The 25,473-nt window shown below is 62.6% G+C and carries 22 protein-coding genes; 12 read left to right on the top strand and 10 right to left on the bottom strand.

Going from position 1 to position 25,473, the window contains the following annotated elements; translation table 11 throughout:
- Nucleotides 1-267 precede the first annotated feature (267 nt).
- From ACP2YP_RS17620 to ACP2YP_RS17610, 3 genes are all read left to right on the top strand, one after another.
- Nucleotides 268-1,173 carry a LysR family transcriptional regulator gene (locus tag ACP2YP_RS17620; RefSeq protein WP_426425626.1) on the top strand — a complete coding sequence of 302 codons (906 nt, stop codon included), beginning with the start codon at nucleotides 268-270 and terminating at the stop codon, nucleotides 1,171-1,173.
- Nucleotides 1,174-1,268: 95 nt separating this feature from the next.
- Nucleotides 1,269-2,465, top strand: a complete 1,197-nt coding sequence (gene lldD / locus ACP2YP_RS17615) for an FMN-dependent L-lactate dehydrogenase LldD (RefSeq protein WP_426425625.1) — start codon at nucleotides 1,269-1,271, stop codon at nucleotides 2,463-2,465.
- Between the two features lie 39 nt (nucleotides 2,466-2,504).
- Nucleotides 2,505-2,942 carry a hypothetical protein gene (locus ACP2YP_RS17610; protein ID WP_426425623.1) on the top strand — a complete coding sequence of 146 codons (438 nt, stop codon included), beginning with the start codon at nucleotides 2,505-2,507 and terminating at the stop codon, nucleotides 2,940-2,942.
- A gap of 56 nt (nucleotides 2,943-2,998) precedes the next feature.
- Here ACP2YP_RS17610 and ACP2YP_RS17605 read toward each other — a convergent pair whose 3' ends face one another.
- From ACP2YP_RS17605 to ACP2YP_RS17590, 4 genes are all read right to left on the bottom strand, one after another.
- Nucleotides 2,999-3,880, bottom strand: coding sequence for an AraC family transcriptional regulator (locus ACP2YP_RS17605; RefSeq protein WP_426425621.1), 882 nt, complete (start codon nucleotides 3,878-3,880; stop codon nucleotides 2,999-3,001).
- Between the two features lie 252 nt (nucleotides 3,881-4,132).
- Entirely contained in the window at nucleotides 4,133-4,570 is a 438-nt protein-coding gene (locus tag ACP2YP_RS17600; protein ID WP_426425619.1) for a type II toxin-antitoxin system VapC family toxin, read from the bottom strand.
- A gap of 4 nt (nucleotides 4,571-4,574) precedes the next feature.
- Complete coding sequence (locus ACP2YP_RS17595; protein ID WP_426425618.1) at nucleotides 4,575-4,817, bottom strand: type II toxin-antitoxin system Phd/YefM family antitoxin; 243 nt, start codon at nucleotides 4,815-4,817, stop codon at nucleotides 4,575-4,577.
- 75 nt (nucleotides 4,818-4,892) lie between these two features.
- Nucleotides 4,893-5,792: an HNH endonuclease gene (locus tag ACP2YP_RS17590; RefSeq protein ID WP_426425616.1), complete on the bottom strand. Its 900-nt coding sequence runs from the start codon at nucleotides 5,790-5,792 to the stop codon at nucleotides 4,893-4,895.
- 870 nt (nucleotides 5,793-6,662) lie between these two features.
- Here ACP2YP_RS17590 and ACP2YP_RS17585 point away from each other — a divergent pair.
- The 9 genes from ACP2YP_RS17585 to ACP2YP_RS17545 are packed head-to-tail and all read left to right on the top strand — an operon-like array spanning nucleotide 6,663 to nucleotide 15,070.
- Nucleotides 6,663-7,493, top strand: coding sequence for an ABC transporter ATP-binding protein (locus ACP2YP_RS17585; protein ID WP_426425615.1), 831 nt, complete (start codon nucleotides 6,663-6,665; stop codon nucleotides 7,491-7,493).
- Entirely contained in the window at nucleotides 7,490-8,257 is a 768-nt protein-coding gene (locus tag ACP2YP_RS17580) for an ABC transporter permease (RefSeq protein ID WP_426425614.1), read from the top strand. The genes ACP2YP_RS17585 and ACP2YP_RS17580 overlap by 4 nt, the downstream gene beginning before the upstream one ends.
- 19 nt (nucleotides 8,258-8,276) lie before the next feature.
- Nucleotides 8,277-9,323 (top strand): ABC transporter substrate-binding protein, encoded by a 1,047-nt coding sequence (locus ACP2YP_RS17575; protein ID WP_426425613.1) that lies wholly within the window; start codon nucleotides 8,277-8,279, stop codon nucleotides 9,321-9,323.
- Entirely contained in the window at nucleotides 9,320-10,210 is an 891-nt protein-coding gene (locus tag ACP2YP_RS17570) for an isocitrate lyase/PEP mutase family protein (RefSeq protein ID WP_426425612.1), read from the top strand. Before ACP2YP_RS17575 ends, ACP2YP_RS17570 begins: the two co-directional genes overlap by 4 nt.
- Nucleotides 10,211-10,216: 6 nt before the next feature.
- Complete coding sequence (gene leuC, locus ACP2YP_RS17565) at nucleotides 10,217-11,617, top strand: 3-isopropylmalate dehydratase large subunit (protein WP_426425611.1); 1,401 nt, start codon at nucleotides 10,217-10,219, stop codon at nucleotides 11,615-11,617.
- Nucleotides 11,614-12,243: a 3-isopropylmalate dehydratase small subunit gene (leuD, locus tag ACP2YP_RS17560; RefSeq protein WP_426425610.1), complete on the top strand. Its 630-nt coding sequence runs from the start codon at nucleotides 11,614-11,616 to the stop codon at nucleotides 12,241-12,243. The genes leuC and leuD overlap by 4 nt, the downstream gene beginning before the upstream one ends.
- Nucleotides 12,177-13,706 (top strand): MmgE/PrpD family protein, encoded by a 1,530-nt coding sequence (locus tag ACP2YP_RS17555; RefSeq protein WP_426425609.1) that lies wholly within the window; start codon nucleotides 12,177-12,179, stop codon nucleotides 13,704-13,706. Before leuD ends, ACP2YP_RS17555 begins: the two co-directional genes overlap by 67 nt.
- Nucleotides 13,703-14,266 carry a YbhB/YbcL family Raf kinase inhibitor-like protein gene (locus tag ACP2YP_RS17550; protein WP_426425607.1) on the top strand — a complete coding sequence of 188 codons (564 nt, stop codon included), beginning with the start codon at nucleotides 13,703-13,705 and terminating at the stop codon, nucleotides 14,264-14,266. Before ACP2YP_RS17555 ends, ACP2YP_RS17550 begins: the two co-directional genes overlap by 4 nt.
- A 39-nt stretch (nucleotides 14,267-14,305) precedes the next feature.
- Nucleotides 14,306-15,070 (top strand): GntR family transcriptional regulator, encoded by a 765-nt coding sequence (locus tag ACP2YP_RS17545; RefSeq protein ID WP_426425606.1) that lies wholly within the window; start codon nucleotides 14,306-14,308, stop codon nucleotides 15,068-15,070.
- Between the two features lie 16 nt (nucleotides 15,071-15,086).
- Here ACP2YP_RS17545 and ACP2YP_RS17540 read toward each other — a convergent pair whose 3' ends face one another.
- The 6 genes from ACP2YP_RS17540 to ACP2YP_RS17515 all read right to left on the bottom strand — a co-directional run bounded on the left by ACP2YP_RS17540 (nucleotide 15,087) and on the right by ACP2YP_RS17515 (nucleotide 25,446).
- Complete coding sequence (locus ACP2YP_RS17540) at nucleotides 15,087-16,598, bottom strand: efflux transporter outer membrane subunit (RefSeq protein ID WP_426425604.1); 1,512 nt, start codon at nucleotides 16,596-16,598, stop codon at nucleotides 15,087-15,089.
- Entirely contained in the window at nucleotides 16,595-19,714 is a 3,120-nt protein-coding gene (locus tag ACP2YP_RS17535) for an efflux RND transporter permease subunit (protein WP_426425603.1), read from the bottom strand. Before ACP2YP_RS17535 ends, ACP2YP_RS17540 begins: the two co-directional genes overlap by 4 nt.
- The gene (locus ACP2YP_RS17530) at nucleotides 19,711-22,824 is read right to left on the bottom strand and encodes an efflux RND transporter permease subunit (protein ID WP_426425602.1); all 3,114 of its coding nucleotides are present in this window, start codon (nucleotides 22,822-22,824) and stop codon (nucleotides 19,711-19,713) included. Before ACP2YP_RS17530 ends, ACP2YP_RS17535 begins: the two co-directional genes overlap by 4 nt.
- Complete coding sequence (locus ACP2YP_RS17525) at nucleotides 22,821-24,032, bottom strand: efflux RND transporter periplasmic adaptor subunit (RefSeq protein ID WP_426425601.1); 1,212 nt, start codon at nucleotides 24,030-24,032, stop codon at nucleotides 22,821-22,823. The genes ACP2YP_RS17530 and ACP2YP_RS17525 overlap by 4 nt, the downstream gene beginning before the upstream one ends.
- Before the next feature lie 182 nt (nucleotides 24,033-24,214).
- The gene (locus ACP2YP_RS17520; protein ID WP_426425600.1) at nucleotides 24,215-25,030 is read right to left on the bottom strand and encodes a hypothetical protein; all 816 of its coding nucleotides are present in this window, start codon (nucleotides 25,028-25,030) and stop codon (nucleotides 24,215-24,217) included.
- 38 nt (nucleotides 25,031-25,068) lie between these two features.
- Nucleotides 25,069-25,446: a DUF2147 domain-containing protein gene (locus ACP2YP_RS17515; protein ID WP_426425598.1), complete on the bottom strand. Its 378-nt coding sequence runs from the start codon at nucleotides 25,444-25,446 to the stop codon at nucleotides 25,069-25,071.
- Nucleotides 25,447-25,473 lie beyond the last annotated feature (27 nt).

Here is a 25,473-nt window from a genome sequence, read left to right as displayed (position 1 = left end):
ATACAAGCGCGGCGCAAACCATCAACGCCACCGCCGATGCGCCCTTCAGTCCGTCGCTGAGGCCGATCTGTTCCGGATGGACGCTGAATGCGCGCGTGTGCAGCCAGCGCCTGGCGCGGCCGATCCGTGTCGGACGGCGGATCGGGACGGCTGGAGTCGTGGGGGTGGCCATAGGCGTCTCAGGCTTGTGATACGCCTAGGTACGCCCGCGGGGTCCATCGCGAAAACGACATTTCCGACTGGATTCTATTCTGCTATGGAATAGTCATGGATTTCCGTAACTTGCGAGCGTTCGTCGAAGTAGTGCGCCAGGGCGGTTTCTCGCAGGCGGGCAGGACGGTGTTCGCGACGCAATCGACCGTCAGCAAGGCGGTGAAGCAGCTGGAAGACGAGATCGGCGCGCGGCTGCTGGACCGGACCGGACACAAGGTGCGACTCACCGATGTGGGCGAGGCCCTCTATCCACGTGCGGTCCAGCTCCTGGCCGACCGCAGCGACCTGCTCGCTGCGCTCGACGAGATACGCGGGCTGAAGCGCGGCACCTTGCGGATCGGCTTGCCGCCGGTTGCGAGCAGCAGCATCTTCGCGCCCTTGCTGGCCCGTTTCCAGCAACGCTATCCCGGCGTCGACGTGCGCCTCACCGAGCACGGCGGCGACGAGCTCATCGAGATGGTCCACGCTGGCGATCTCGATCTCGCCGCAGCGCTGAAACCCGACACCGATACCCTGGAATGGCTGGATGTGGAACGCGAGCCGCTGATCGCCGTGATGGCCGCGGACCATCCGCTCGCGCGCGCCAGTTCGACCGACATCGCAGCGTTGCGGGATCTCCCCTTCCTCCTGTTTGCAGAAGGGTACGCGATCAACCGCCTGATCAGCACCGCCTGCCGGCGCCATGGCTTCGAGCCCGCCGTCGCGGTGCGGAGTAGCCAGGTCGACTTTCTTGTCGCGCTGGCTGCCTCGGGCCTCGGCGTCGCTTTCCTGCCCCGCATTCTTGCCGATCAGGCCAAAGGGCCGCGCGTCAAGGCCCTGCTCCTTACCGAGCCGGACACCGAGTGGCGACTGACCATGATCTGGCGCCGAGGCGCCTACCTCTCGCACGCCGCGCGTGCCTGGCTGGAGATGACGGGAAATAAGGGGAACTACCCGCCAAATCCGGATATATATTCCTAAATCGACTAGATTAAAGGAAAACGTTTCATTTTCAGAATGACGCTTTCTCCCTTATCGAAGCTGCCAACATCAGCCGCAACGATAGGAGAAACGACATGATCATCTCAGCACCCACGGACTATCGCGAGGCTGCGCTTCGCGCGCTGCCGCGCTTCCTGTTCGATTACATCGATGGTGGCGCCGTCACCGAGTCCACCATGCGGAGCAACACCGCAGCGCTGCAGCAGATCGCGCCGCGCCAGCGCGTGCTCCAGGGCGCAGGCGCCCCAAGGCTTGAAACCAAAATCCTTGGCACGACATGGGCGATGCCCATCGCGCTCGGGCCGGTCGGCGCTACCGGCATGTATGCGCGGCGCGGTGAGGTCCAGGCTGCTCGGGCCGCCGAGGCCGCGGGAATTCCCTATACCCTCTCGACCGTGTCCGTCTGCCCGATCGAGGAGGTCGCCGCAGGTGCCGACGGCGAACTCTGGTCGCAGCTCTATGTGCTGAAGGACCGCGGCTACATGCGCAACGCGCTGGAGCGATCCTGGGCGGCCGGCATGAAGACGCTGGTCTTCACCGTCGACATGCCGACCCCCGGCTCGCGCTACCGCGATCGCCATTCCGGAATGTCCGGACCGGGTGCGACGCTGCGCCAGTACATGCAGGCTGTCACCCACCCGCGCTGGGCCGTGGCGGTGGGCTTGCTCGGGCGGCCGCTCTCGTTCGGGAACATCGAGGCGTATACCCGGCGGCACATGAGCATGACCGACTACATGAGTTTCCTCGATGCCAATTTCGATCCGTCGATCGGCTGGCATGATCTCGAATGGCTGCGCGACAGCTGGAAGGGCAAGCTCATCATCAAGGGGGTGCTCGACCCGCAGGACGCACGCGATGCAGTCCGGCTCGGCGCGGACGGGATCGTGATTTCGAACCATGGCGGCCGGCAACTGGACGGGGCCATGCCGACCGCGCGCGCCCTGCCCGGCATGGTCGATGCCGTCGGCGACGAACTGACTGTGCTGGTCGATTCCGGAATCCGCTCCGGCCTCGATGTCGTGCGCATGCTCGCGCTAGGGGCCAAGGGCGTCCTGCTCGGCCGTGCCTACATCTACGCGCTCGCCGCCGGCGGCCAGCGCGGCGTGGCGCATCTGCTAAAACTGTTTGCCGCGGACATGAAGGTGACGATGACCCTGATCGGCGCGAAATCGCCGGGCGAGATCACCCGAGCCAGCCTCGAGGCAGCAGCGAAGGATATCGAAGCGCAGCAGCAGCCGAGAGCTGTGTTCGTGCCGAAATCGGCTGCGTAGCCAATATCGGGCATAAATCTCTTGAACATAGGCGACACAATGGATGCGACGGCCTTAGGCGGTGCTTCGATCGGCGGAGCGACCTCCTTTCTCGGCTCTTGGATCGTTCAGCGGCGCGGCGTTCGCGCCACATGGCTGGTGCAGGACAGACTGCGGCGCCAGGACCTCTATAAGGAATTCATTGAAATCGCCTCAAAGTGCTTCGCGGATGCGCTGCAGCACGATAAGCCCGATGTCGGCGCATTGGCCGTTCTCTATGAGAAGATAAGCCGCATGCGCGTCATGTCTTCGCCCAAAGTTCTTTCCGCTGCCGAACAAGTCTTCGCTCGGGTGGTCGATACGCTCTTCGAACCGGCGGTTGAGGTTACGAACATCAAGATTCGGGAGCTGTTTGAGACTGGGAAGGGCGATATTCTTCGGAACTTCAGCGAGTCCTGTCGCGCCGAATTCGAGGCGCTCCGGAATGAGCAGCTTTAATTTGGATTACGCCTGCCGACTGCTTCGCGCCACCGGAGGCTAATCCGCGCGACGCGCTACTTCAGCGGCAGGAAAACGTCCGCGACCGCCTCGTGCTCCGGCACTTCCGGGAACAGGCTCAGCCGCTGGCAATAGATCGGGAAGTCGCGTGCTTCCTCGCCGCTGGCCGGAAGCCAGTTGCGATAGAGATAGAGCGCGGCGGGCTCCAGATTGTCGGTGAAGCCGACGACGCGCAGCACCGCGCAGCGTCCGCCGGGGATCTCGCCGGCCTTGATCTCCTCGCCATTCGGCTCGATCGGTTGGTCGGTGCCAACACAGAGGTCGATGCTGTAGTCGGCGGGCGACGCAGGCCGCCGCTCGGAGCGCCAGACATTGAAGGTGGGATTTGTGCTGGGGTGCAGGTTAGCCGCCTTGCGCCAGGCGATGAACCGCTGGATGGTGGCGGAAAGCGTTGCAGGGTCGCCCCGATGCTCGATGATGGCTACCTTCGTGGGCATCACATCGCGGATCGTCACGTCGTCAGTGGTAAAGTTCTTCTGCATGAGCTTGCTCCTCGCATTGTCGAGAGGCCCGAAGGCCGCAAGCCACGGCTCCCAGTCCGGCGATTTCCGGAACGACGACGGTGATTGCCCGAACCGTTGCCGAAAGGCGCGGGCGAAGGCGTCGGGTGCGTCGTAACCAGCATCCATCGCGATGTCGGTGACGCCCAGGGCGTCATTGTAGGCCAGCTGATGCGACGCGCGCTTCAGACGGGCGAGCTGGACATAACGATGCACTGACAGCCCAAAGGTCGCCGTGAACTGCCGGTGGAAGTGAAATTTCGAGAAGGCCGCAACGGCGCTCAAGCTATCCAGGTCCAGATCCGCGTCGAGGTGCCGGTCGATATGGTCCAGCACCCGCCGCATCCGGGCCTGATAGTTTTGCAGTGCCGCCGTCATCGTCCCTCCTCCGTGGCGGCTTGAGTTAGGCCGGGATGGCCGTGATGCGCTCGACCGATCTTGCGGTTTGGTCGGGAGCGAGGTGAAATTTCCGACGAGCGCTTACAGTTCGAAGGATGGCGGAGCGGAAGCGATACCCATCAATCTCGTCTGCAACCGCGATGGATTTCGCTCGCTCTAGCCATCCTACGCGCTGGCCTTATGGCCGAGCCTGATGGTCCAATTGGGTGCACTGTCGCCGTAACCCGAAGATCACGACGGCGGCAAGTCCCTAAAGGGATCGAGCACAGATACTCCGAGGGGCGCAAAGTGCCTGGAGTTGCGCGACAGGATCGTCAACCCGTGCTGACGTGCAGTGGCGGCAATGATGATATCGGCAAGTCCCGGCGCATGCCCTTGACCGCGTGCCCTGTCTGATAGCTGGCCCGCAATCCGCGCGGTCGGTGTATCGACCCCTAAGACCTGATCTCCATAAAGGTGCAGCACAGCTTCCAGCCATTGAGAGAGGTCCCTGCTCCTGCGTGTGGCCTTCTCGCGTCGCAGCTTAGCTATTCCGTCCTCGACCTCCGCGATCGTCACGACCGACAGAAACAAGGAGGCCGATTGTGTATCCATCCACTCGGCGAGCGCCAGGAGCACCGGCCGGTTTGGCGAGGCGGCCGACAGCACGTTGGTATCGACAAGGTACATGACGTTAGAAATTTGTCGTGCGCAGCTTGCCGCGATTGCGCGCGGGCAGATCGCCCACTTTCGCTGGGGCCGCCATCAGCAGGCGTCCGAAGCTAGGCACCTGTGATAATCGCCGCCACTCATCGTAACTCAAGACTACCACCTGCTTCTTCCCGTGACGCGTGATCACGGCAGGCTTGCCGTCCACGGCTTCATCGACAACCGCAGAGAGATTGGCTTTTGCATCTCGAAGTTGGATTTCGCGCATGTTGCACCTATATATGACCATTGTAGTCATATAGATAAATGAACGATATTTCAAGGCCTCAACCGATCCTGCGCGCTATTGCTTGAAGCAATTATCGCGGTGCCATCTCAGGAAATGTGGATGTGGACGATCTGATGTCCGCCGTGGCTCAAGCGCGTGACCAGTTTTGTTGATAATCGATCTTACGCTTTCCAAATCGTTGGTCTGACGCGAGATCAATATCTCCAAATTGTCCGCTAGGCTAATGAGGCCGCGATCGAACATCCAATGCGCCGTGCCAGAAAGAGCGATGCCGTTGCTAATGATGTCAGGCCCATGCGCCTCGACAGGTCGTATGTGAGCGGCTGCGACTTCCGCACGCCCCATTCCATTGATGAGCTTCAGCCCTGTAATGGCGCACCGCTCATCATAGGCGCGGAGCACGACGCGGCGGAAGACTCGATCTCGCAAGATTCTCGACACGGTCAGGCTAACGCGATCGCGATGCTGTTCGAAGGTAAACGGCGCCTGCTCTTCGCTAAGATCGAGCGGTCGGACGTCATCATCGCGTCGAGGCAGTAGCGGCGTATTCTCCGCCAGACCAATTTCGCATATTCTATTGAAATCGTCAGGAGAGATTGGGCGGACTGCCGACTGAGCACGTCCCGAAATTCGTCCCTGCTCATTCAGGACGCCGCGTTCCACCGGACCGGCCGGTCCGTTGAAAGGGACCGGATTGGCAAAATCCAGATAACTTCCGGGCTCGATCAGCGCGAGATACATCCCCGAGATACTAGGGTCGGCAATAAGTTGCTGAACCCGAGCCATCGCAAAGTAGCCGCGCGTCTCAGCGACCTTACTTGGTTCGTAATAAATTATCCAATCGCCGATGCAGGCTTCAACGCGACGCAAATATTGGCTGGGAAACTGATATCGTTCAGCCGGGCTGTCATCGTAGATCGAGTCGGATCGATGGATGAATACCCCAAATCCCATGGTTTATGCGACGTCGCCTCTCCAGCAAGTGACCACCCAATCGAGCCGTAGTGAGCCGTGAATGAGGCCCCTACTCCCACTCAATCGTTGAGTGGCGACGTTTCGTCGTTGATTTGCAAGCACAAATCTTCAAGTCTGACGGACAAATCCCGACGGTATACCCGCCGTATTTTTTCGGTCTTGAATTCACAGATTAATTTGTGCCGCTCGGAATACTGGCGATTCCGCTACCTATCGGAGTCAATCGACTGAATAGCTCTATATGCGTACCGGAAATCGCCACTGCTCGTACTGGCATGGCGTAGCTTCATATACCGTCAGAGATCAGGAAAGCGCTGTTTGGTCGTCCGATGGTCCCCTACACCGTTCACACCACTACTGTGTGCTATCGAAGCAGCCCCGCTTTACGCCAAGACCTGCCGAGGCCGCTTCCGCGGATTGAAGCGCCGGTGCTTTGCAACCACGCGGTGAAGGTGTGACGCAGGTGGCGTTGCTCCTCGGAGGTACAAGATGCCAACCAGAGGCGCCCGCTCCGGATCATAACACCTGTTTCCCGCAGCTCTGATGGGATGTTTCTCTCGCTCTCCCCGGTGCACACGTCGCGTACACGCCCTTTCTAGCCAATTGAAACACTTGAGCTTTCGCTCCAATCCATCATGGGCAAATTTGAGAAACCTCGAGCCAAGCGGCGCAAATTAGAGCAAGCTTCAGAAACTGTCGGCGCGCGCTGCCGACCGACAGCCTCGCATCGACTCCCTGAACACTTATCGGAGGCAGGTCAGGGGCAAGGAAAATTTCGTCACTGACGCGGCTTGACTCACATGTATTGATATCACTACAACTGTACAACAAGACGACAGAGATGAAAACATGGGCTTGCAGGCGATTTCAAGCGGACCACCGCTCGTCGATGAGGCCAGCAGTGAGCCGCTGATTCGTTTCGAGCGTTTCGGCAAGAGTTTTGCCGTCAGCGGGCGGGTCGTGACGGCCACCCGCAACATCGATCTCGACATCGCCGCCGGTGAATTCGTGACAGTGGTCGGCCCGTCCGGGTGCGGCAAATCCACCCTGCTCAACGCCGTTGCCGGAATCTTTCCGGCAACGGATGGCTGTGTCCGCTATGGCGCGGCGCCGGTCGATCCCTACAACCAGCGCGTCGGCTACATGACACAGACCGACCATCTTCTGCCCTGGCGGAAGGTTGCCGCCAACGTCGCTTTGCCGCTCGAAATCCAGGGCAAGGCAAAAGCGGAGATCAACCGTCGGGTCGCGGAGTTGATCGAGTTAGTCGGCCTCACCGGCTTCGCGGGCTCCTATATTTCTCAGCTCTCCGGCGGCATGCGCAAACGCTGCGCGCTTGCCCGCGTGCTCGCTTACGACCCCGAGACTTTGCTGATGGATGAGCCCTTCAGCGCACTCGATGCTCAACTTCGTCTGAGCATGCAGGTCGAGGTCCGCAAGCTGTGCCTGGGGCTTGGCAAGACCGTCATGTTCGTCACCCACGACATCGACGAGGCGATCGCGCTCGGCGATAGGTGCGTTGTGCTCACAGGCCGGCCTGGCACGGTGCGCGACATCATCACTATCGACCTACCGCGGGACCGCGACCTTCAGCGCATCCGGTCGAACCCACGCTATATCGCGGCGACAGAACACCTCTGGCAGATACTCGCTCCAACGCAGCAGGAGAACAGGCGATGAAGATCTGGATGATTCGCCTCGCCATCATTGGCGGCCTGTTCGCGCTCTGGCAGCTCGGCTCGGGCACTCTGTTCGACAGCTATTTTGTAAGCCGGCCGAGCGCGATCGCCGAGGAGTTCTGGGGGCTACTCGTTTCCGGACGGCTGTTCTATCACGCCGTCATCACCATCACTGAAGCGCTCGCCGGCTTCGTCTGCGGTGGGTTCATCGGCGCCACAACGGGCATCCTGCTCGGCCGTAACGAAACCATCGGCAAGGCGTTCGATCCGATCATCCTCGTCTTCTACAGCCTGCCGAAGATCGCGCTCACGCCGCTGTTCGTGATCTGGTTCGGCATCGATATGAAAATGAAGATCATCCTGACCGCGACGATCGTTTTCTTCCTGGTCTTTCTCAACACATACACCGGCGTACGCGGCGTCAGTCGCGAACTGATCGCGATCATGAAGTTGATGGGGGCGCGGGAGAACCACATCCTTGGCAAGGTGGTGCTGCCTTCGGTCGTGACCTGGATTTTCGCCGGCTTGAAGCTGTCGGTACCCTACGCGCTGATCGGCGCGATCGTGGGCGAGCTTATCGCCGCCAACCGCGGCCTCGGATACCTGCTGTCAAACGCCGCCGGCCAATTCAACACCGCCGGCGTTTTTGCTGCGATTGCCGCCATCGTCCTTCTGACCGCTGCGTTGAATCTCGCCGTCAGGCTGTTTGAAAGATGGGTGATGCCGTGGCAGGCCGAGCAGCAGACGCGTGAGATTTCAATCTGATCTGGAGGGAGCAACGCAGATGTTGGTTAGATTTCTGCTGGCTGCAGCGTACGCGACTGCCCTGCTCGTCGGCCAGCCGGCCAAGGCCGAAGATAAAGCTCCAGACAAAGTCGTCTTCACCAGCTCGTCGGTGAGCATGCTCAATCTGCCCGTCTACACGGCTGATGTCATGGGTTACTTCGCGGCGCAAAGGATCGCACCCGAAATCATCGTCCTGAAAAACGGCGGTGCAACGGCGCTCGCGGCCGTGCTCAGCGGCAGCGCCAACGTCTATATCGGCGCGCCGTCGAGCGCGCTCGGCGCGGCCAACAAGGGCGCCGACGCGATCGTGTTCGGCGCCATCATGACCGAAGTCGCGCTCAACATCGTGGTGCAGAAGGCGATCGCCGACCAGCACAAGCTCACGACGGAGAGCTCGATCGCCGATCGCTTTGGCGCCCTCAAGGGCCTGAAGATCGGGGTTACCGGCGCCGGCAGCGCGACGCACCAGGTCGCGCAATACGCGCTAAGGGCCGCGGGCCTCGATCCTGAGCGCGACGCGACCATCGTGTTCGTCAACAGCAACGAGGATATGCTAGCCGCCTATTCGTCGAAGCGAGTCGACGCGGTGGTAACTGCAAATCCGGCCAGCGACCAGATGGTCAAGGACGGTTCTTTCCTCCTGGTCGATGGCGCGGCTGGCGCTTATCCGGCACTGAAAGGCATGGCGCATATCGTGCTGGTCGGCAAGAAATCGTCGATTTCCCCCGACGCCGGACGCACGACGCGGCTGCTTGCGGCGATCAACGAGGCCGAGATTGCGATTCACGATGAAACGACGACGACTAGGGCGCGCGATCTCGTTCGCGAAAAATACTTTCCGCAACTCGACAAAGCAGTGTTCGATCATGCCTGGCAAAGCGTGAGGCCGGCGATCGCGAAAAGTTCAGAAATCGCGCCCGACGCGATGCAACGCAACATCGATTTCCTGAAGGAATTCTCGGACCAGAAGTACACCATCGCGCCCGACGCGGTTTACACCAACGCATACCTGCCGAAACAGCAGACCACCGGAGTTAAAAGATGACGACGACCTCACCGGCCAGGTTCAGGCACATGTTGCGCACCAACCGGCTGCTGGCGCTGCCCGGCGTCTATGACGGCATCACCGCGCGCCTGTCGGAACAGCGCGGCTTCAACGCAATCTACATGACCGGCGCCGGCACGGCGATGTCGTTCGGCTTCCCGGATTTCGGTCTCCTGACGATGAACGAAATGGCGGGCCGCGCCAGCGTCATCGCCCAATCGGTCGCCATTCCGCTGATCGCAGACGCTGACACTGGCTACGGCAACGAGCTCAACGTCACCCGCACGGTCCGCGACTACGAGCGTGGCGGCGTCGCCGGCCTGCATATCGAAGACCAGGTATCGCCAAAACGCTGCGGCCATCTCGACGGCAAGGAGATCGTGCCGCGCGACGAATTTGTCTCCAAGATCCGCGCCGCCGTCGCCGCCCGCCGCGACAAAGACTTCTTCATCATCGCCCGGACCGACGCGCGCGCGGTGGCGGGTTTCGATGAAGCCATCGACCGCGCCAATGCCGCGCTTGCCGCAGGCGCCGACATGGCGTTCGTCGAAGCGACTGAAAGCCTGGACGAGATGGCAGCGGTGCCGCAACGCGTCAACGGACCGTGCCTTCTCAACATCGTACGCGGCGGCAAGACACCCGACGTCAACCTCCGGGATGTCGAGGATATGGGTTATCGCGTGGCGATCCTGCCGAGCCTGTTGCTGGGCGCCGCGATCGAAGCGTTTGATCGCGCTCTGGCGGCTCTCCTGGAGACCAACACACCGCCCGAATCGGTCAACGGCGCTTCGCTGGTGCGCGACCGTTTTCGCCGCTTTGGCGCAGACGAGTGGGACGCGTTGCGCACGCGCTTCCGCGAGCAGCAACGCCAGGACGCCGAGAGCTGACACGCCATGCCGCAAACCCTGTTCGACAAAATCTGGCAGGCCCACGTTGTCCGTGATCTCGGTGACGGGTGGGCGCTGCTCCACATCGACCGGCATCTTCTCCATGACCTTTCGGGCTCCGCAGCTTTGCGGGACGTCAAGCAACGAGGCCTCAAGGTTCGCAATCCGGAGCTGGTATTCGCGACCCCCGACCACGCGGTCTCGAGCGCGCCCGGCCGAACCGGACAGACCTATCCGGTCGGCGCCAGGCTATGGAGCGATCTGAGGACCCTGTCGGCGGAGGCGGGTATCCGCTTGTTCGATCTCGGCGAGGACGGCCAGGGCATCGTTCACGTGATGGGACCCGAGCTTGGGCTGGTGCTGCCGGGCATTACGCTCGTCTGTGGCGACAGCCACACCTGCACCAACGGCGGGCTGGGCGCGCTGGCCTTCGGGATCGGTTCGTCGGAAAGCAGCCATGTCCTCGCAACCCAGACATTGCGCCAGCGCAAGCCGAAGCGCATGCGCATCCATCTCGACGGCAAGCTTGGACAAGGCGTCGTCGCCAAGGATCTGATCCTGCATTTGATCGGGCGGCTCGGCGCCGCCGCCGGCGTCGAGCACGCGATCGAATATGCCGGAGCCACGATCCGCGGCCTGAGCATCGAGGAACGCCTCACCATCTGCAATCTCTCGGTCGAAATGGGCGCCAAGTCCGGCATGGTTGCTCCGGATGACGTTACGTTCGCTTACATCGCAGGCAAGCCGTTCGCGCCCAAGGATGAGACGTTCGACCGAGCTGTCGCGCGCTGGCGCACATTAACGACGGATGACGATGCGGTGTTCGAGCGCGACGAATCGTTTGACGTGTCGAGCGTTGCGCCGACGATCACCTGGGGCACCAGTCCGCAGCACGCGATCGCGATCGACCAGGCGATCCCGGATCCCGCGCGCGAACCCGACACCGCGGCCCGCGACAACATTCGAGCCGCGCTTGACTATATGGGACTGCAAGGCGGACGCCCCATTGCCGGTACCAAGATCGACCGCGTATTCATCGGCTCGTGCACCAACTCGCGTCTCTCCGACCTGCGCGCTGCCGCGACCATCGCGCGCAACCGCCGGGTCGCTGATGGCGTAACCGCGTGGGTCGTGCCCGGCTCGCTGCGCGTCAAGCGTGCTGCGGAGGCCGAAGGGCTCGATCGCATTTTCCGCGATGCCGGCTTTCAATGGCGCGAGCCGGGGTGCAGCATGTGTGTCGGCGCCAATGGCGAACTGGTGCCGCCTGGCTCGCGCTGCGTCTCGACCACCAACCGCAACTTCGTCGGCCGCCAGGGGCCCGGCGCGCGCACGCATCTGGCAAGCCCGGCGATGGCCGTCGCCGCTGCGCTCACCGGCGCGATCAGCGACGTGAGGCAGCTCCCATGACCCCGTTCACCACTGTGTCGGGGCGCGCTGCACCCCTGATGAAGACCAACATCGACACCGACGTCATTATCCGCATCGAGCGCCTGACATCGGGCGAGCGCGGTGAGCTCGGCACCTACGCGCTCGAAGCGCTGCGCTACAAGCCAGACGGCAGCGAAAACCCCGATTTCGTTCTCAACCAGCCCAAATACTGGCAGGCGCCGATCTTGATTGCCGGGAGCAATTTCGGTTGCGGCTCGTCGCGCGAAGGTGCGGTGTGGGCGTTGATGGCGATGGGTCTGCGCTGCATAATCGCCGAAAGCTTTGGCGATATCTTCCTTGGCAATTGCTTCCAGAACGGCCTGCTGCCGATCCGGTTTCCCGCCACCGCCGTGCAGAGCCTCGTCGACGAGTCGCTTGCGAGGGACGAGCCGTTCGCCGTCGATCTCACGCGTTGCCTGCTGACGACGCCGACGGGCCGGCAGTTCGTGTTCACCGTCGACGCATTGCGGCGGGAATCCCTGCTCACCGGTCTCGACGACGTCGGGCTCACGCTGAGATGCGATGATGAGATTGCACAATGGCAAACCGTCGATCGCGTCGCCCGGCCATGGATCTGGACGGTGAATGCAAATCCTCTGAGCTGAACCGAATGGAACTCAAACCAATGGCTGATCTCCGCTTCAAAGGCGCGCCGCAAGCGCCGACCGATCCAAAGGGGCCGACCGGGCAACTGGCCGAATGGCTGCAACAGCTCCGGCTCGACGCCATTCCCGTGGACGTGAAGACGCGCGCCAAACATCTGATTCTCGACGGCCTCGCCTGCGCGCTGGTCGGCGCGCGGCTGCCCTGGTCGGATACGGCGGTCGAGACGATCACACGCTTCGAAGGAAGCGGCGACAAGACCATCATCGGCTGGGGGCGGACGGCCAGTGGCCCGGTGGCCTGCCTGCTTAACGGCACCTTCATTCAGGGCTTTGAACTCGACGATTTCCATCCGCTTGGGCCGCTGCATAGCGCGGCGGTCGTTATCCCCGCTTTGCTCGCCTGTGCCGAAGAGCTCGGGCACGTCAGCGGACAACAATTCCTGCTCGGCGCGATCGCGGGCTTCGAGGTCGGCCCGCGGGTGGGTATGGCACTGCACGGGGCGCAGATGCTGTCGCGCGGCTGGCACTCGGGATCAGTGTTTGGCACCCACGCCGGTGCGGCGGCCGCCGGCGTATTGCTGGAACTCGATGCGGCCCGCTTCGAGGATGCGTTCGGGCTTGCGGGCACGCAGTCCGCTGGACTGATGGCGGCGCAGTTCGAGGCGATGTGCAAGCGCATGCATCACGGCTTCTCCGCCCGCAACGGCCTCTACTCCGCGCTGCTCGCGGCCGGTGGCTACACCGGAATCAAACGCGTGTTCGAACGCGAGTATGGCGGGTTCCTTTCGGTGTTTGGCGAGGGCCATTCGCCTGATGCCAGCCAGATCATCGCCAGATTGGGGGATCGCTGGGAGACGATGCGCATTGCAGTCAAGCCTTATGCCGCGATGGGCGCGCTGCATGCGCCGCTGGATGCGATCTTCGGCATCATGGCGCAGCGGGCGTTGCAGAGCAACGAGATCGAACGCATCGACATCGACATGTCGCACGCGGCCTATCACCACGGCTGGTGGCAGCTGGAGCGGCCGCTTACGCCGATCGCAGCGCAGATGAATGTGGCTTATGCCATCGCCGTAGCCATCCTGGACGGGGCGGCAATGGTGCAGCAGTTCACGCCGGAGCGCATTAACCGTGATGACGTGTGGGCGCTGATTCCGAGGATCACCGCGCATCACGATCCGGAATTCGACAAGAGCGGGAGCGCTGCGCGCACCACCCGCATGACGGTGCTGCTCAAAGATGGAACGAAGCTGCAGCATCTTGTCGAGGTCGCGCGCACGATCGGCAAGCCTTTGACAAACGGGGAGATCGTCGGAAAGTACCACACGCTAACCGACGGCATCGTCGCACCGCAGCGTCAGGCCGATATCGTCGATGCGGTGCTCAAGCTGGAAACGGCTGAGGATACCTCGCACCTGACGCGACTGCTGGCGCCCGCGGTTGGCGCCGCGTTCAAGCAATGACCGCCTCGGTTCTCGGCAGGCTGTTGCGCGGCATCCGCGCCGGCGACCGACACCTCGCGCGCAACCACCCTGCCCTCAAGGCGGCGCCCGACACCATCCGGCTGCGGAGTGAGACCTTTGTCGCGGATGGTCCAATCCCGGTGCGCTGTGCGGGCCATGGCGTCGGACAAAATATCTCGCCACAGCTGGCCTGGTCAGGTTTGCCTGATGCAACCGGGGAGCTCCTTCTTATCATGGAGGACGCGGACGCGCCTTTGCCACGGCCGGTGGTGCATCTGATCGCGTTGGGCATCAGCCCCTCGCAGACCGGCTTTGCCGAAGGCGCACTGTCACAGGGTGCCAGCGGGAGTGTCCGATTTGGCGTGGGGTCGTTTGGGCGGCAGGGTTATCAGGGTCCTCGTCCGGTGCCCGGCCATGGCCCGCACCGCTACCGCTTCCAGGTGACCGCCCTCAAAACACCCCTGCGCCTGGACAAGCCGCCGAAGCTTGAAGCGGTTCTTGCGCAGGCAAACGGAAATGTTCTGGCCTGGGGACAGCTTGTCGGATTATTTGAGCGATAGCGATTTGCGCATTCAAAATCTGGAAGCAGGTCTCAGACCATGAACTTGGGAACATCCCGCCATCGCAAGGTCTCGCTGGTGTTGAGCGATGGCATCGCCAGCGGCCGCTATCGGCTGGGCGATTCGTTGCCCGGCGAAGAAGCGCTCGCGAAAATGTTCCAGGTGTCGCGGGTCACGATCCGCCGCGCGCTGGCCGATCTCGACGCGGCCGGCCTGATCGAGCGCAAACATGGGCTCGGCACCTTCGTGAAGAAGAAGCCAGATCCGCGCGACGCCAGTCCGATGCATCGCCTGGTGAGCCAGATTGCGCAGGCCGGCAAGCTCGCCGTCGAAGTGACCGAGTTCGAGTATTGCGTGCCGCCCGACGGCGTACGCCAGCTGTTAAAGCTGAAGGTCGGCGATGAAGCACAGCGGGTCGTGCGCGTCCGGCGCAACAAGCACCGGCCGATCATGCATCTCACGACTTACGTTCCTGGCGCGATCGGCCGAACCTACTCGCGCAAGGACCTTGAGCGCATTCCGCTGTACCGGCTGTTGGCGCGCGCCGGAAAGGTCTACCGCAAGGCGCAAGAGGCGGTCGGCGCCTGTCTTGCCGATCCCATCATTGCGCCGCTGCTCGAAGTCGAGGTCGGGGCGGCCCTGCTGTTCGTGCAACGCATCCTGTCCACCGCAGACGATGAGCCTGTCGAGTATCTCGAAGTGCGCGCCTCGCCGGACGCCTATATGCTGACCCGGTCCTGGGATTCCGCCGCTGAGCCCGCGGGTTTGGACGACAGATTCAATCACTACACCAACGGTCTGTAGGCGAGACGCGCGATCATTACCGGCCACCGCCATGGTCACATCGAGGCGACATCGGCTGCGGCGTTCCCGGATCAAGACCAACGTCTTGACAGCCGCCGGCAGCAACAGGCGTTACGGCACCTTCGATATCCCCAACGTTCCAGCCGCCCCCCAGCGCCTTCATCAGGGCCACCGTAGCGACGAATCGGGCCTCCTGAACCTGCAACGCGCTCTCCTCGTTCAACAGCGCCGTCGCTTGGGCTGTAACCACTGCGGTAAAAGCTTGGCCTCCTGCCTGATACTCGTGCAGAGCGATCTCGACGGCTTTCCGGGATGACGCGACCGCCGCGGCCAGAGCCTTTGCCTGCTGTGCAAGGGTCCTGAGGGTAGACAAAGCGTCCTCGACGTCCCTGAACGCGCTCAAAACGGTTTGCCGGTAGTTTGCAACGCTCTGATCGTAAGTGGCCCGTGCCGCTCTGATGGCGGCTGAGCGACCGCCTCCATCAACCAGCAATTGGCTGCCGTTTGCGGCCAACGTCCAAACTTGGTTAGTGGTCGTGATCAAACTGCGCAATGGTGTGCCGGCATAGCCGAAAGCGGCCGAAAGGCTGACATCGGGGTAGTAGGCAGCGACTGCCACTCCGATCAGCGCGTTTTGCTGTTGCATGGTCCGCTCGGCCTGGGCCACGTCCGGACGGCGCTCCAGCAGCGTGGATGGCAAGGCGGCAGGGACAAGAGGAACGGTCGGCCTCAACGCTGCCGCTGGGATCGCGAATCCGGCGGGCGGCTGCCCTGTCAGCAAGGCAATCGCGTGCTCGAATTGCGCGCGGCTGACGCCGACGGCAACAAGCTGGGCTTGCGCGGTCTGCAGTTGGGTCTCGGCTGTCACCACGTCGGATCGCGCGGCCGTTCCGGCGTTGTACTGATTGGTGGCGATCTCCAGGCTCCGCTGATAGGCAGAGACGGTATCGCTCAGCAATCGCCGCAACGAGTCCTGGTAACGGAGCTCGAAATAGTCCTTGGCCAGCTCCGCGTGGGCAGACAATCGAATCGAGGCCAGGTCGGCAGCGCTCGCTTGCGCCGCCGCGCTGTCGCTCTCCACTTGCCTGCGTACCTTGCCCCAGACATCCAGATCCCAATTCGCGCTCGCCTCCAGCGAATAAGTGGTTTTGGTGACATTGCTGGCGCGGGACCTGCTTCCTGACGGTACCAGGAACAGCGCCGGAAACAGGCCTGACCGCGCCTCGTCGACGACGGCCCGCGCTCTTCGATAGGCGGCCTCATATGCCTTCAGATTCTGGTTACCGATATCGACCGCGGCCTCGAGTCGATCGAGCAGCGGATCGTGATAGACGGACCACCATTTTCCGCGGTCCGCATCGTCTTTCGGCGCTGCAACCTTCCATCCGGCAGGAGCGCGTGGCGCCTCCTTGAAGGCAGCAGGAATCACGGTATCCGGGCGATGATAGTCGGGGCCGACGGCGCATCCCCCCAGCAGCACGACCGCACCCAATGCGGCCGTGGCGCCAAGCCCGCGCGCCGGGTTCATATCGGCGCTCCTGATCTCTGGCCGGCGCCTCCGCGGCGCGTCCACGGGGACGCTGACCAGAGGCGAAGGCGATCGAGATACAAATACACAATGGGGGTCGTATAGAGCGTCAATATCTGACTGACGATCAACCCTCCCGCGATCGAAATACCGAGGGGTCTTCTGAGCTCCGACCCCGCGCCATGGTCGACGATCATCGGCACCGCGCTCAGGAGTGCGGCCAGCGTCGTCATCAGGATAGGACGAAACCTGATCAGACATGCTTGATGGATGGCCTCGGCGGACGACAACCCCCGGCTCCGCTCGGCATCGAGCGCGAAGTCGACCATCATGATCGCGTTCTTCTTGACGATACCGATCAGCAGGATGACGCCGATCAATGCGATGATCGTAAGCTCCATGCCGGACAGCATCAGCGCCGACACCGCGCCGACGCCGGCCGATGGCAGCGTTGAAAGGATTGTCAGTGGATGCAAATAGCTTTCGTAAAGCATGCCCAGCACCACGTAGATGGTGAGGAGCGCCGCTGCGATCAGCAGCAACGGGCTTGCGCCTCCTGAATCGGAGGCGGCGGCTGACCCCGTGAATTCGCCCCGAATGGAGGCCGGCATATCGAGCGACAAGATTGCCTGCCTGATCGCCGCGGAAGCTTCCGCGAGGGTGTGATTGGCCGCAAGATTGAACGAGATCACGGTCGCGACGCCAAGGCCCTGATGGTTGACCTGAATGGGCGACATGCTAACCATTGACGTCCCGAGCGCAGACAGAGGCGTCATCGTCTCGCGCATGGTGCTCACCGACACGGGCACGGATGATGGGGCGACGTAAAGCGTTGCGAGGCTGTCCGGGGCCTGCAGGTACCGCGGCGCCACCTCCATGACGACATGGTATTGGGTCTGCGGGCCGTAGATCGTCGATATCTGCCGCTGGCCCAACGAGTCATAGAGAACGGCGTCGACATTGGCCGGGGTCAGCCCGTAGCGCGCAAGGTCCAGCCGGTTGGCGACGAACGTCGCTTTCAGTCCGTCCTGCTGCTCCCTGGTTACATCGGCCAGATTGGGATCGCGCATCAGCGCTTGCGCGAGCTTCGCTGTTGATTCATAGAGCTCAGCCGTGTTGTCGCCCCGAAGCGCGAACTGGAACTGGCCCTGAGTCTGGCCTCCCTGGGCGAACAGGTCCTGAATGGAAAACATGCTGTATTGGGTTCCTGCCAAATGGCTCAGCGCCGCCTTCGTCCGCCCCATGAACGCCACGGACGACACCCGCTGGTTCAGCGGCTTCAGCCTGACGAATACGGTCGCGGTGGTGGTGCTCTGTCCTCCGGCGAAGGTCGCAACGCTTTCGACAGCGGGATCATTGCGAATGACGGTCTCCACCTCGGCCATCTTTCGCTTCAAGCCGTCGAAGGTAATGCTCTGGTCGGCGCGGATCTTGCCGAGAATCAACCCGCTATCCTGCTCTGGGAAAAAACCCTTACGGACAATTACCAACAGCCCGACATTGACAGCGATGACCAACGTGAGCGTCAGCATCACGATGACCGGATGGCGCAGTGCGACGCGCAGCGAGCTGGCATAAGCGCGCTGGGTCACTTCAAACGCCGCGCCTGCTGCTTGCGATAGCCGGCCATGCTGCGCGTCTGTCCCGACATCGAGGAACTGCCCGCACATCATCGGCGTCAGTGTCAGGGACAACACGAGAGAGACGCCGATCGAGAGCGACAGCGTCATCGCGAACTCACGAAATAGCCGCCCGGCCAATCCGTCCAACAGCAGCAGCGGCAGAAACGTGGCAACCAGCGAGGCGCTCATCGAGACGACGGTGAACGCGACTTCGCTCGCGCCCAGCAGCGCGGCCTGCAATTGCGGCCTGCCCGCCTCCATGTGGCGTGTCACGTTCTCCAGCACGACGATGGCGTCGTCGATGACGAAGCCGGCGGCGATGGTCAGCGCCATCAGCGTGAGGTTGTTCAAGCTGTAGCCGAGGATATACATCGCCGCCAACGTGCCGAGCATCGAGATCACCAACGCAGCTCCCGGGATCAGAACCGCATGCCAGCTGCGCAGGAACGCGAAGACGACCAGCACGACGAGAATGACGCCGAGCACCAGCGTGCGCTCGGTATCCGCCAGCGACGCACGTATCGTCGCGCTGCGGTCGCCGGCGAACGTCAGAGCGACGTCGCCGGGCAGCGCCGCCTGCAAGGCCGGAAGTGCTGCTTTCACACGGTCGATGGTATCGACGATATTGGCACCGGCCTGCTTGTAGACGAGGAGTACCAGCGCCGGCTGGCCGTTGGCGATAGCGTAGGCATGAACATCCTCGATCGAGTCGACGACATCGGCCACGTCGGCCAGGTGGACCGCCGCGCCGTTGCGATATGCGATGACGATGTCACGGTAGTCCGCCGCCCGACGTCCTTGATCGTTGGCAAGGATTTCGTAGCGCAACTCGTCGCCCTCGATCGCGCCCTTCGGCCGGTTGACATTCGCGTCCGAGATCGCCGCGCGAACGCTTTCGAGCCCGATGCCGGCGGCAGCCAGCAAATGCGGGTTGAGCTCGACCCGAACCGCGGGCAGCGTGCTGCCGCGCAGATTGACCAGCCCGACGCCAGAGATTTGCGAGATTCTCGGCAACAGGATGGAATTGACCGCGTCGTAGAGCTGCACCTGCGTGAGCGTCGTCGATGTCAGAGCGATGATGAGGATGGGTGCCTCGGTGGGATTGGCTTTGTTGTAAGTTGGCCGCGAGGTCAGGTGGACCGGAAGATCGCTCCGCGCGGCGCTGATCGCCGCCTGAACGTCCCGTGCCGCGCCGTCGATGTTACGGTCGAGCGCGAACTCGAGGTTCACCTCGCTCGATCCGCTTTGGTTGATGGAATGCATATCGGTCAACCCAGCGATCGCACCAAGCTGCCGTTCCAGCGGCGCGGCGACCGTTGCCGCCATCGTCTCGGCGCTGGCGCCCGCGATGCTCGCCTGCACCTCGATGACCGGAAAGTCGACCTGCGGCAGCGGCGAGACCTGCAGACGCAGGAAGGCAACAATGCCGGCCAGCGCGAGAGCCAGCGACAGCAGAGCCGTTGCCACCGGACGTCGGATCGCGAGTACGATCATGACCTGGATGCGCTCTCACGCGCATCAGGCCGCATGATCCATCGCAACCGACGCGACAACGCGTCGAAGGCGAGGTAAACGACCGGCGTCGTGAACAAGGTGAGGAGCTGGCTGGCCATCAGGCCGCCGACGATGGCGACGCCCAGCGGACGGCGCAGCTCCGAGCCCATACCGGTCCCGAGCATCAGCGGCAGCGCGGCGAGCAGAGCGGCCATCGTCGTCATCAGGATGGGCCGGAATCGAAGGACGCAGGCGCGTTGCACCGCCTGGCGCGGTGACAACCCTTCCTCGCGCTCAGCCGCCAGCGCAAAGTCGACCACCATGATCGCGTTCTTCTTGACCAGCCCAATCAGCAGGACGATACCGATGATGGCGATCACGTCGAGGTCGTTGCCACGCAGATCGAGCGCCAGCAGCGCGCCAACGCTGGCGCAAGGAAGCGTGGACAGGATGGTCAGCGGATGGACGAAACTTTCGTAGAGAACACCCAGCACGATGTACATCGTAACGATCGAGGCGAGGACCAGGTAAAATTCGTTGTCGACAGACGCCTCGAACGCCGCGGCGGTGCCCTGGAAGGCCAACTGAAAACTTGCGGGCAAACCGACGTCGGCTCGTGCCTGCCGAACCAAAGCTGTCGCATCTCCGAGCGAGGTACCGGGCGCAATGTTGAATGAGACGGTCGTCGCCGGAAACAGGCCAAGATGGGCGATCTGCACCGGCGCGCTACGCTCTTCCATCCGGACGACGGCGCCTAGCGGCACCTGGCCCGAGCTTGCGGCCGCAGTCGGCAGGTAGATCGAATCGAGCGCTGCGAGCGTTCCCGTCATGGAGGAGCTCGCCTCCAGGATCACCCGGTACTGGCTCGACTGGGTGAATACCGTCGAGACGATACGCTGGCCGAACGCGTTATAGAGCGCGTTGTCGATCGTGGCTGGGGAAATCCCGTACCGTCCAGCCGTCTTTCGGTCGATCGTAAGATAGGCTGCGAGGCCGTTGCTTTGCAGGTTACCGGTCACGTCGCGCAGCCGCTGCTCTTGCGTCAGCCGCGTCACGAGCCTTTCCGTCCAGTGCTCGAGTTCGCTGCGATTCGGAGTGGCCAGGATGAACTGGTATTGTCCGGGGCTGACGCACGTATCGATGGTCAGGTCCTGGACCGGCTGCATGATCGCGCCGATGCCAGGGACCGTGGCCGCCCGCTCCTGCAAGCGGCGCGCAATGACGGTGGCACTGGGCCGGCCGGTATCGCGGGAGCGCAAGCTGATCAGCATGCGTCCGGAATTGCCGGCCGCGTTCGAACCGTCGACGCCGACATGGGACGTCAGGGTCTCGACATCCGGATCCTGCAGCAGCGCCTCGGCGAGCGCCTGCTGCCGAGCTGACATAGCCGCAAACGAGATGGATTGCGGCGCCTCGGTCACTGCCTGGACCAGGCCGGTATCCTGAAGGGGGAAAAACCCTTTCGGAAGCTGGACCGCCAGAAGGACGGTGGCGACCAACGCGGTCAACGTCACCAGCAGCATCGCTGCCTGGTTATCAAGGACTCGGTCGAGCAGCCGGCCATACCCCGCAATCACCCGATCCATCACCGGCACGCGGACGCTTCTCGGCGTTGAGTTTGCGCCGGACGCCGGGGGCCGCAGCAGCTTGGCGCAAAGCATCGGGACCAGCGTCAGCGACACGAAGGCCGAGATCACGATCGTCATGGCGAGCGTCAGCGCAAACTCATGGAACAGGCGGCCGACCACATCAGCCATGAACAAAAGCGGGATCAGAACCGCCAGAAGCGATACCGTCAGCGAAATGATGGTGAAGCCGATCTCCCGCGAACCGCGCAACGCTGCCTCGACCGGTGAGACCCCGGCCTCCAGATGTCGACTGATGTTTTCGATCACCACGATCGCGTCGTCGACGACGAAGCCGGCTGCGATGGTCAGGGCCATCAGCGACAGATTGTCGAGGCTGAAACCGTACAGATACATTCCGGAGAGCGCGCCGACCAGCGAGATTGGCACCGACAGGCTCGGGATCAGCGCCGCGGAGGGATGGCGCAGGAAAGCGAAGATCACCAGAACGACCAACAAGATCGCCAGCGCGAGTTCGAACTCCACGTTCTGCACGGAAGCACGGATGGTCGTGGTGCGATCGATCAGCGGTGTGACCGTGACGGCGGCGGGAAGCGCCGCCTGAAGTGCCGGCAGCGCGGCCTTGATGCGATCGACGACCTGGATCACGTTGGCGCCAGGCTGCCGCTGCACGCTCAGGATCAGTGCGGGGGTGGTATTCATCCACGCCCCAAGACGGACGTTCTCCGGCCCCTCCACCACCGTCGCCACGTCGGAGAGCCGCACCGGTCTGCCGGCCCGGTAGGCGATGATCGCATCGGCGTAACCGCCGGCGCTCTGCAGCTGATCGTTCGAATCGATGCTGTAAGCCTGGCTAGGGCCCTCGAGGATGCCCTTCGGCGCGTTGACGTTGAGATTGCCGAGCGTAGTCCTGAGATCGTCGCTGCTCAGTCCATAGCCGGCGAGCAAGCGGGAGTTGAAGCGGACGCGGATGGAGGGTCGCTGCCCGCCTCCTATCGTGACCAGGCCAACGCCGGGCACTTGCGAGAGCTTCTGAGCCAAACGGACGTTGATGAGATCTTGCACCTCGGGGAGACTTACGGTCTTCGAGCTTATGCCCAACGTAAGGACGGGGACATCGGCAGGATTGACCTTGGCATAGGTGGGGGGCGTCGGCAGATCGGTCGGGAGGTAACTGTTCGCCGCGTTGATCGCTGCCTGGACCTCCTGCTCCGCGACATCGAGCGGTTGCGCAAGATCAAATTGCAGCGTGACGACCGAGGCGCCCGCCGTGCTGCGCGACGACATCTGGGTCAGGTTCGCCATCTGCCCGAACTGCGCCTCGAGCGGTGCGGTGACCGACGAGGTCATCACCTCCGCGCTGGCGCCGGGGTAGAGCGTCGTCACTTCGATGGTGGGATAGTCGACAACCGGTAACGCCGAGAGCGGGACAAAGCGATAGGCTGTCACGCCGAGCAAGACGATCGCCAACATCAACAAGGTCGTCGCCACCGGCCGCAGGATGAAAGGACCGGAGAAATTCACGGCTTGGCAACTGAAGCCGGAAGGCTACCGGCCCGGATCGCGACCCTCATGCCGTCGTTCAGCCGGTCGATGCCGTCCACCACGACGCGATCGCGCGAAGACAGCCCTGAAAGCACCGAAGTCTGGCCACCATGACTGGCGCCGACCGAAATCGGCTGGACAACAACAGTGTCGTCGGCACGAACCAGGTAAACATAGGCGCCGGGCTGTCCGTGGCGGATGGCGGCAGTGGGGATCAAAAGCGCATCGTGCCTTGTATCGACGAGAAGGTGCACGTTGACGAACTGGTTCGGAAACAGGTCGCCACCTCGATTATCGAAGATGGCGCGGAGCCTCACGGTGCCCGTCGATGTGTCGATCTGGTTGTCGACAGTGTCCAGCATTCCGGTAGCGAGAAGCGCCGCGCCGTCGCCGTCATAGACGCTGACTGACAGCGAGGCGCCCGCGTGCAGTCTCTTCAAGACCGGGCCAAGTTGGACCTGCGGTATGGCGAAGATCACAGAGATGGGCTGGATTTGCGCGATGACGACGAGACCGTTGGCGTCCGTTGCCTGCACGTAATTGCCGGGATCAACCTGCCGCAACCCGACTCTGCCGCCGGCCGGAGCGACAATATGGCAGTACTCGATGTTCAATTTTTGCCCGTCAATCTGCGCTTGATCCGACTGCACCGTGCCTTCGTATTGGCGCACCGTCGCGGTGGCGGTGTCGAAGTTCTGCCGCGACGTCGAGTCCAGCGCCAGCAGCCGCTGGAATCGCGCGAGATCGAGCTGCGCATTGCGCAGAAGCGCCTGGTCCTTGACGAGTTGGCCTTGGTATTCCGCCAGGCTCGCCTCGTAGGGTCGAGGATCGATCTGCGCCAGAAAGTCCCCCTTCTGCACCATCTGGCCTTCCTTGAAGGCAATGGCGGTAAGATAGCCGCTGATCCGCGACTTCACGGTGACCGTGGACAGCGGCGTCACCGTGCCCACAGCTTGCAGCTCGACGGGAAGATCAGCCCTGGCCGCTTCGACGGCGGCTACCGCAAGCACGGACGCCGCTGGCGCCACAGTCATTGCGCGGGGCGATCGGGGCCACGATAGTTCATACACGACGCCCAGCGCGCCAATCACGACAACAAGAAATGTCGCCTTGCGTCCGAGGCGACGCGCCCCTCGGCTCGGCCGGATTACTTCGCGGGCATGAACGGGGAAGGGTTGCGGATTCATGTAGTGTCCGGATTACAAACGAAGACGATCGTGCGTCAGCACGGTTGAGGATGTACTGCGAACTTCCGTAGCCAGCAGCGGGTCGGGTGCGATGGCCATCCATGCTGCCCCTCCGCCAGGGGGCCTGCGCCAGATTGCCTCAACATTGCAGAATCTGAATCGGGCGGACCGTCGCAAGAACTTTATTCGACTGCTTCTTGCTCAAGACCATTCGCCTGGCTTTGCGTCTCCGGCCGCCTTGAAAACGGGCGGAGAAACCAGGTTCGTCCCGACAGTGATCGCTCAGTGAGCTCAGGCTCAACGACGCGGGAGGGGGAACGCGCTTCATCCGTCGACGTGCGCCGTTGTGGTTCGTGTTCGCGATCGACCAGCGATGACGGTTCCAACAGCAGCAATGCGGTGCGGATGATAGGTTTCAGAACCCTCCTGCCGAGATGCGAGCTTTCCAACTCGGGATCAAGCGGCGGCGAGCGGTCATTTTCTCGCTCGACTTCCTGGGGATACGGCGGTACGTCGACAGATGAATTGGCACTCAGGCTCAACATTCGCGCGGTGGTCGTGCGAGCCGGTTCCGGTGCGGCGCCGATCTTCGAAGGAATCTGGTGGGTGGCGGCCGCACTGGTCTTCGAGACGCGCTTGTCGTGCGGCGCGGACGGATGCCGCGCCGGCATGCGCGTCGGCTCGGCCAGTTTGGTGGTAGGCGGTACAGCCTTCTCGTCATTGGCATGCTCGCCGGTGCGAGCACTGGTGGACGCCACCGGACCGATTGCGTTAACGACGTCCAGCGAACCTTCGGTCGCAGTTGCTGCCATTTGAGCTACCTCGCGAGGCACGGTATTGCCAGCTCCTTTTGGATCGACTGCCGTGTCGGCAACCGGAACCGGCGCCTCCGCAATAGACGTGCTGGCGACGTAGTGGTTCACCAGGTAAGCGCCGACGACCGTGGCCAGAACAGAGAGAAAAATGTCGAGCAAGAGCTTTGACGCGTATTTCAGCATTGTCGGCCTCTCCTCCTGCTCAACGAGCCCCGCGGGCGTTACCGGACTCGTGTCCAATTCGCCGACTTGCAGATCAATCCGCCAATGATGCAGCCGGAGGTACTGAGGGTGGATCCTTCAATCGACATTTTGCCTGAATAGACGGATCCGTTGTCAGGACTGATGGCTTTGCCGGTCCAGGAATTCGGGCCATCGCGACGCATGTCGTAGAACAGGCGCTGCCCGACCGTGGCTTTCGTATCCGAGCCGGGCTTTAGCCACACGATGTTCCCGCAGATGGCCTCGCCACACGGGTCGAACTTGACATGCACCGCGCCATTGTCACGTGTCCAGGTACCCAAGACCTCGTCGGCAAGGCCGGGACGCGTGGTCAGCAGCAATGCCGTCAGGGCCAGGAAGAGACGCACGGCGTTCATCACATTTCTCCTACGTTACCGCTTCCA

The sequence above is a fragment of the Bradyrhizobium genosp. A genome (assembly GCF_049949275.1).
GTDB lineage: Bacteria > Pseudomonadota > Alphaproteobacteria > Rhizobiales > Xanthobacteraceae > Bradyrhizobium.
This window is presented reverse-complemented; position numbering and strand designations above follow the sequence as displayed.

Excerpts from the sequence above, each read along its gene's own strand:
- ACP2YP_RS17620 (WP_426425626.1), top strand. The coding sequence starts at position 268 with ATGGATTTCCGTAACTTGCGAGCGTTCGTCGAAGTAGTGCGCCAGGGC.
- lldD (WP_426425625.1), top strand. The coding sequence starts at position 1,269 with ATGATCATCTCAGCACCCACGGACTATCGCGAGGCTGCGCTTCGCGCG.
- ACP2YP_RS17610 (WP_426425623.1), top strand. The coding sequence starts at position 2,505 with ATGGATGCGACGGCCTTAGGCGGTGCTTCGATCGGCGGAGCGACCTCC.
- ACP2YP_RS17605 (WP_426425621.1), bottom strand. The coding sequence starts at position 3,880 with ATGACGGCGGCACTGCAAAACTATCAGGCCCGGATGCGGCGGGTGCTG.
- ACP2YP_RS17600 (WP_426425619.1), bottom strand. The coding sequence starts at position 4,570 with ATGTACCTTGTCGATACCAACGTGCTGTCGGCCGCCTCGCCAAACCGG.
- ACP2YP_RS17595 (WP_426425618.1), bottom strand. The coding sequence starts at position 4,817 with ATGCGCGAAATCCAACTTCGAGATGCAAAAGCCAATCTCTCTGCGGTT.
- ACP2YP_RS17590 (WP_426425616.1), bottom strand. The coding sequence starts at position 5,792 with ATGGGATTTGGGGTATTCATCCATCGATCCGACTCGATCTACGATGAC.
- ACP2YP_RS17585 (WP_426425615.1), top strand. The coding sequence starts at position 6,663 with ATGGGCTTGCAGGCGATTTCAAGCGGACCACCGCTCGTCGATGAGGCC.
- ACP2YP_RS17580 (WP_426425614.1), top strand. The coding sequence starts at position 7,490 with ATGAAGATCTGGATGATTCGCCTCGCCATCATTGGCGGCCTGTTCGCG.
- ACP2YP_RS17575 (WP_426425613.1), top strand. The coding sequence starts at position 8,277 with ATGTTGGTTAGATTTCTGCTGGCTGCAGCGTACGCGACTGCCCTGCTC.
- ACP2YP_RS17570 (WP_426425612.1), top strand. The coding sequence starts at position 9,320 with ATGACGACGACCTCACCGGCCAGGTTCAGGCACATGTTGCGCACCAAC.
- leuC (WP_426425611.1), top strand. The coding sequence starts at position 10,217 with ATGCCGCAAACCCTGTTCGACAAAATCTGGCAGGCCCACGTTGTCCGT.
- leuD (WP_426425610.1), top strand. The coding sequence starts at position 11,614 with ATGACCCCGTTCACCACTGTGTCGGGGCGCGCTGCACCCCTGATGAAG.
- ACP2YP_RS17555 (WP_426425609.1), top strand. The coding sequence starts at position 12,177 with ATGGCAAACCGTCGATCGCGTCGCCCGGCCATGGATCTGGACGGTGAA.
- ACP2YP_RS17550 (WP_426425607.1), top strand. The coding sequence starts at position 13,703 with ATGACCGCCTCGGTTCTCGGCAGGCTGTTGCGCGGCATCCGCGCCGGC.
- ACP2YP_RS17545 (WP_426425606.1), top strand. The coding sequence starts at position 14,306 with ATGAACTTGGGAACATCCCGCCATCGCAAGGTCTCGCTGGTGTTGAGC.
- ACP2YP_RS17540 (WP_426425604.1), bottom strand. The coding sequence starts at position 16,598 with ATGAACCCGGCGCGCGGGCTTGGCGCCACGGCCGCATTGGGTGCGGTC.
- ACP2YP_RS17535 (WP_426425603.1), bottom strand. The coding sequence starts at position 19,714 with ATGATCGTACTCGCGATCCGACGTCCGGTGGCAACGGCTCTGCTGTCG.
- ACP2YP_RS17525 (WP_426425601.1), bottom strand. The coding sequence starts at position 24,032 with ATGAATCCGCAACCCTTCCCCGTTCATGCCCGCGAAGTAATCCGGCCG.
- ACP2YP_RS17520 (WP_426425600.1), bottom strand. The coding sequence starts at position 25,030 with ATGCTGAAATACGCGTCAAAGCTCTTGCTCGACATTTTTCTCTCTGTT.
- ACP2YP_RS17515 (WP_426425598.1), bottom strand. The coding sequence starts at position 25,446 with ATGAACGCCGTGCGTCTCTTCCTGGCCCTGACGGCATTGCTGCTGACC.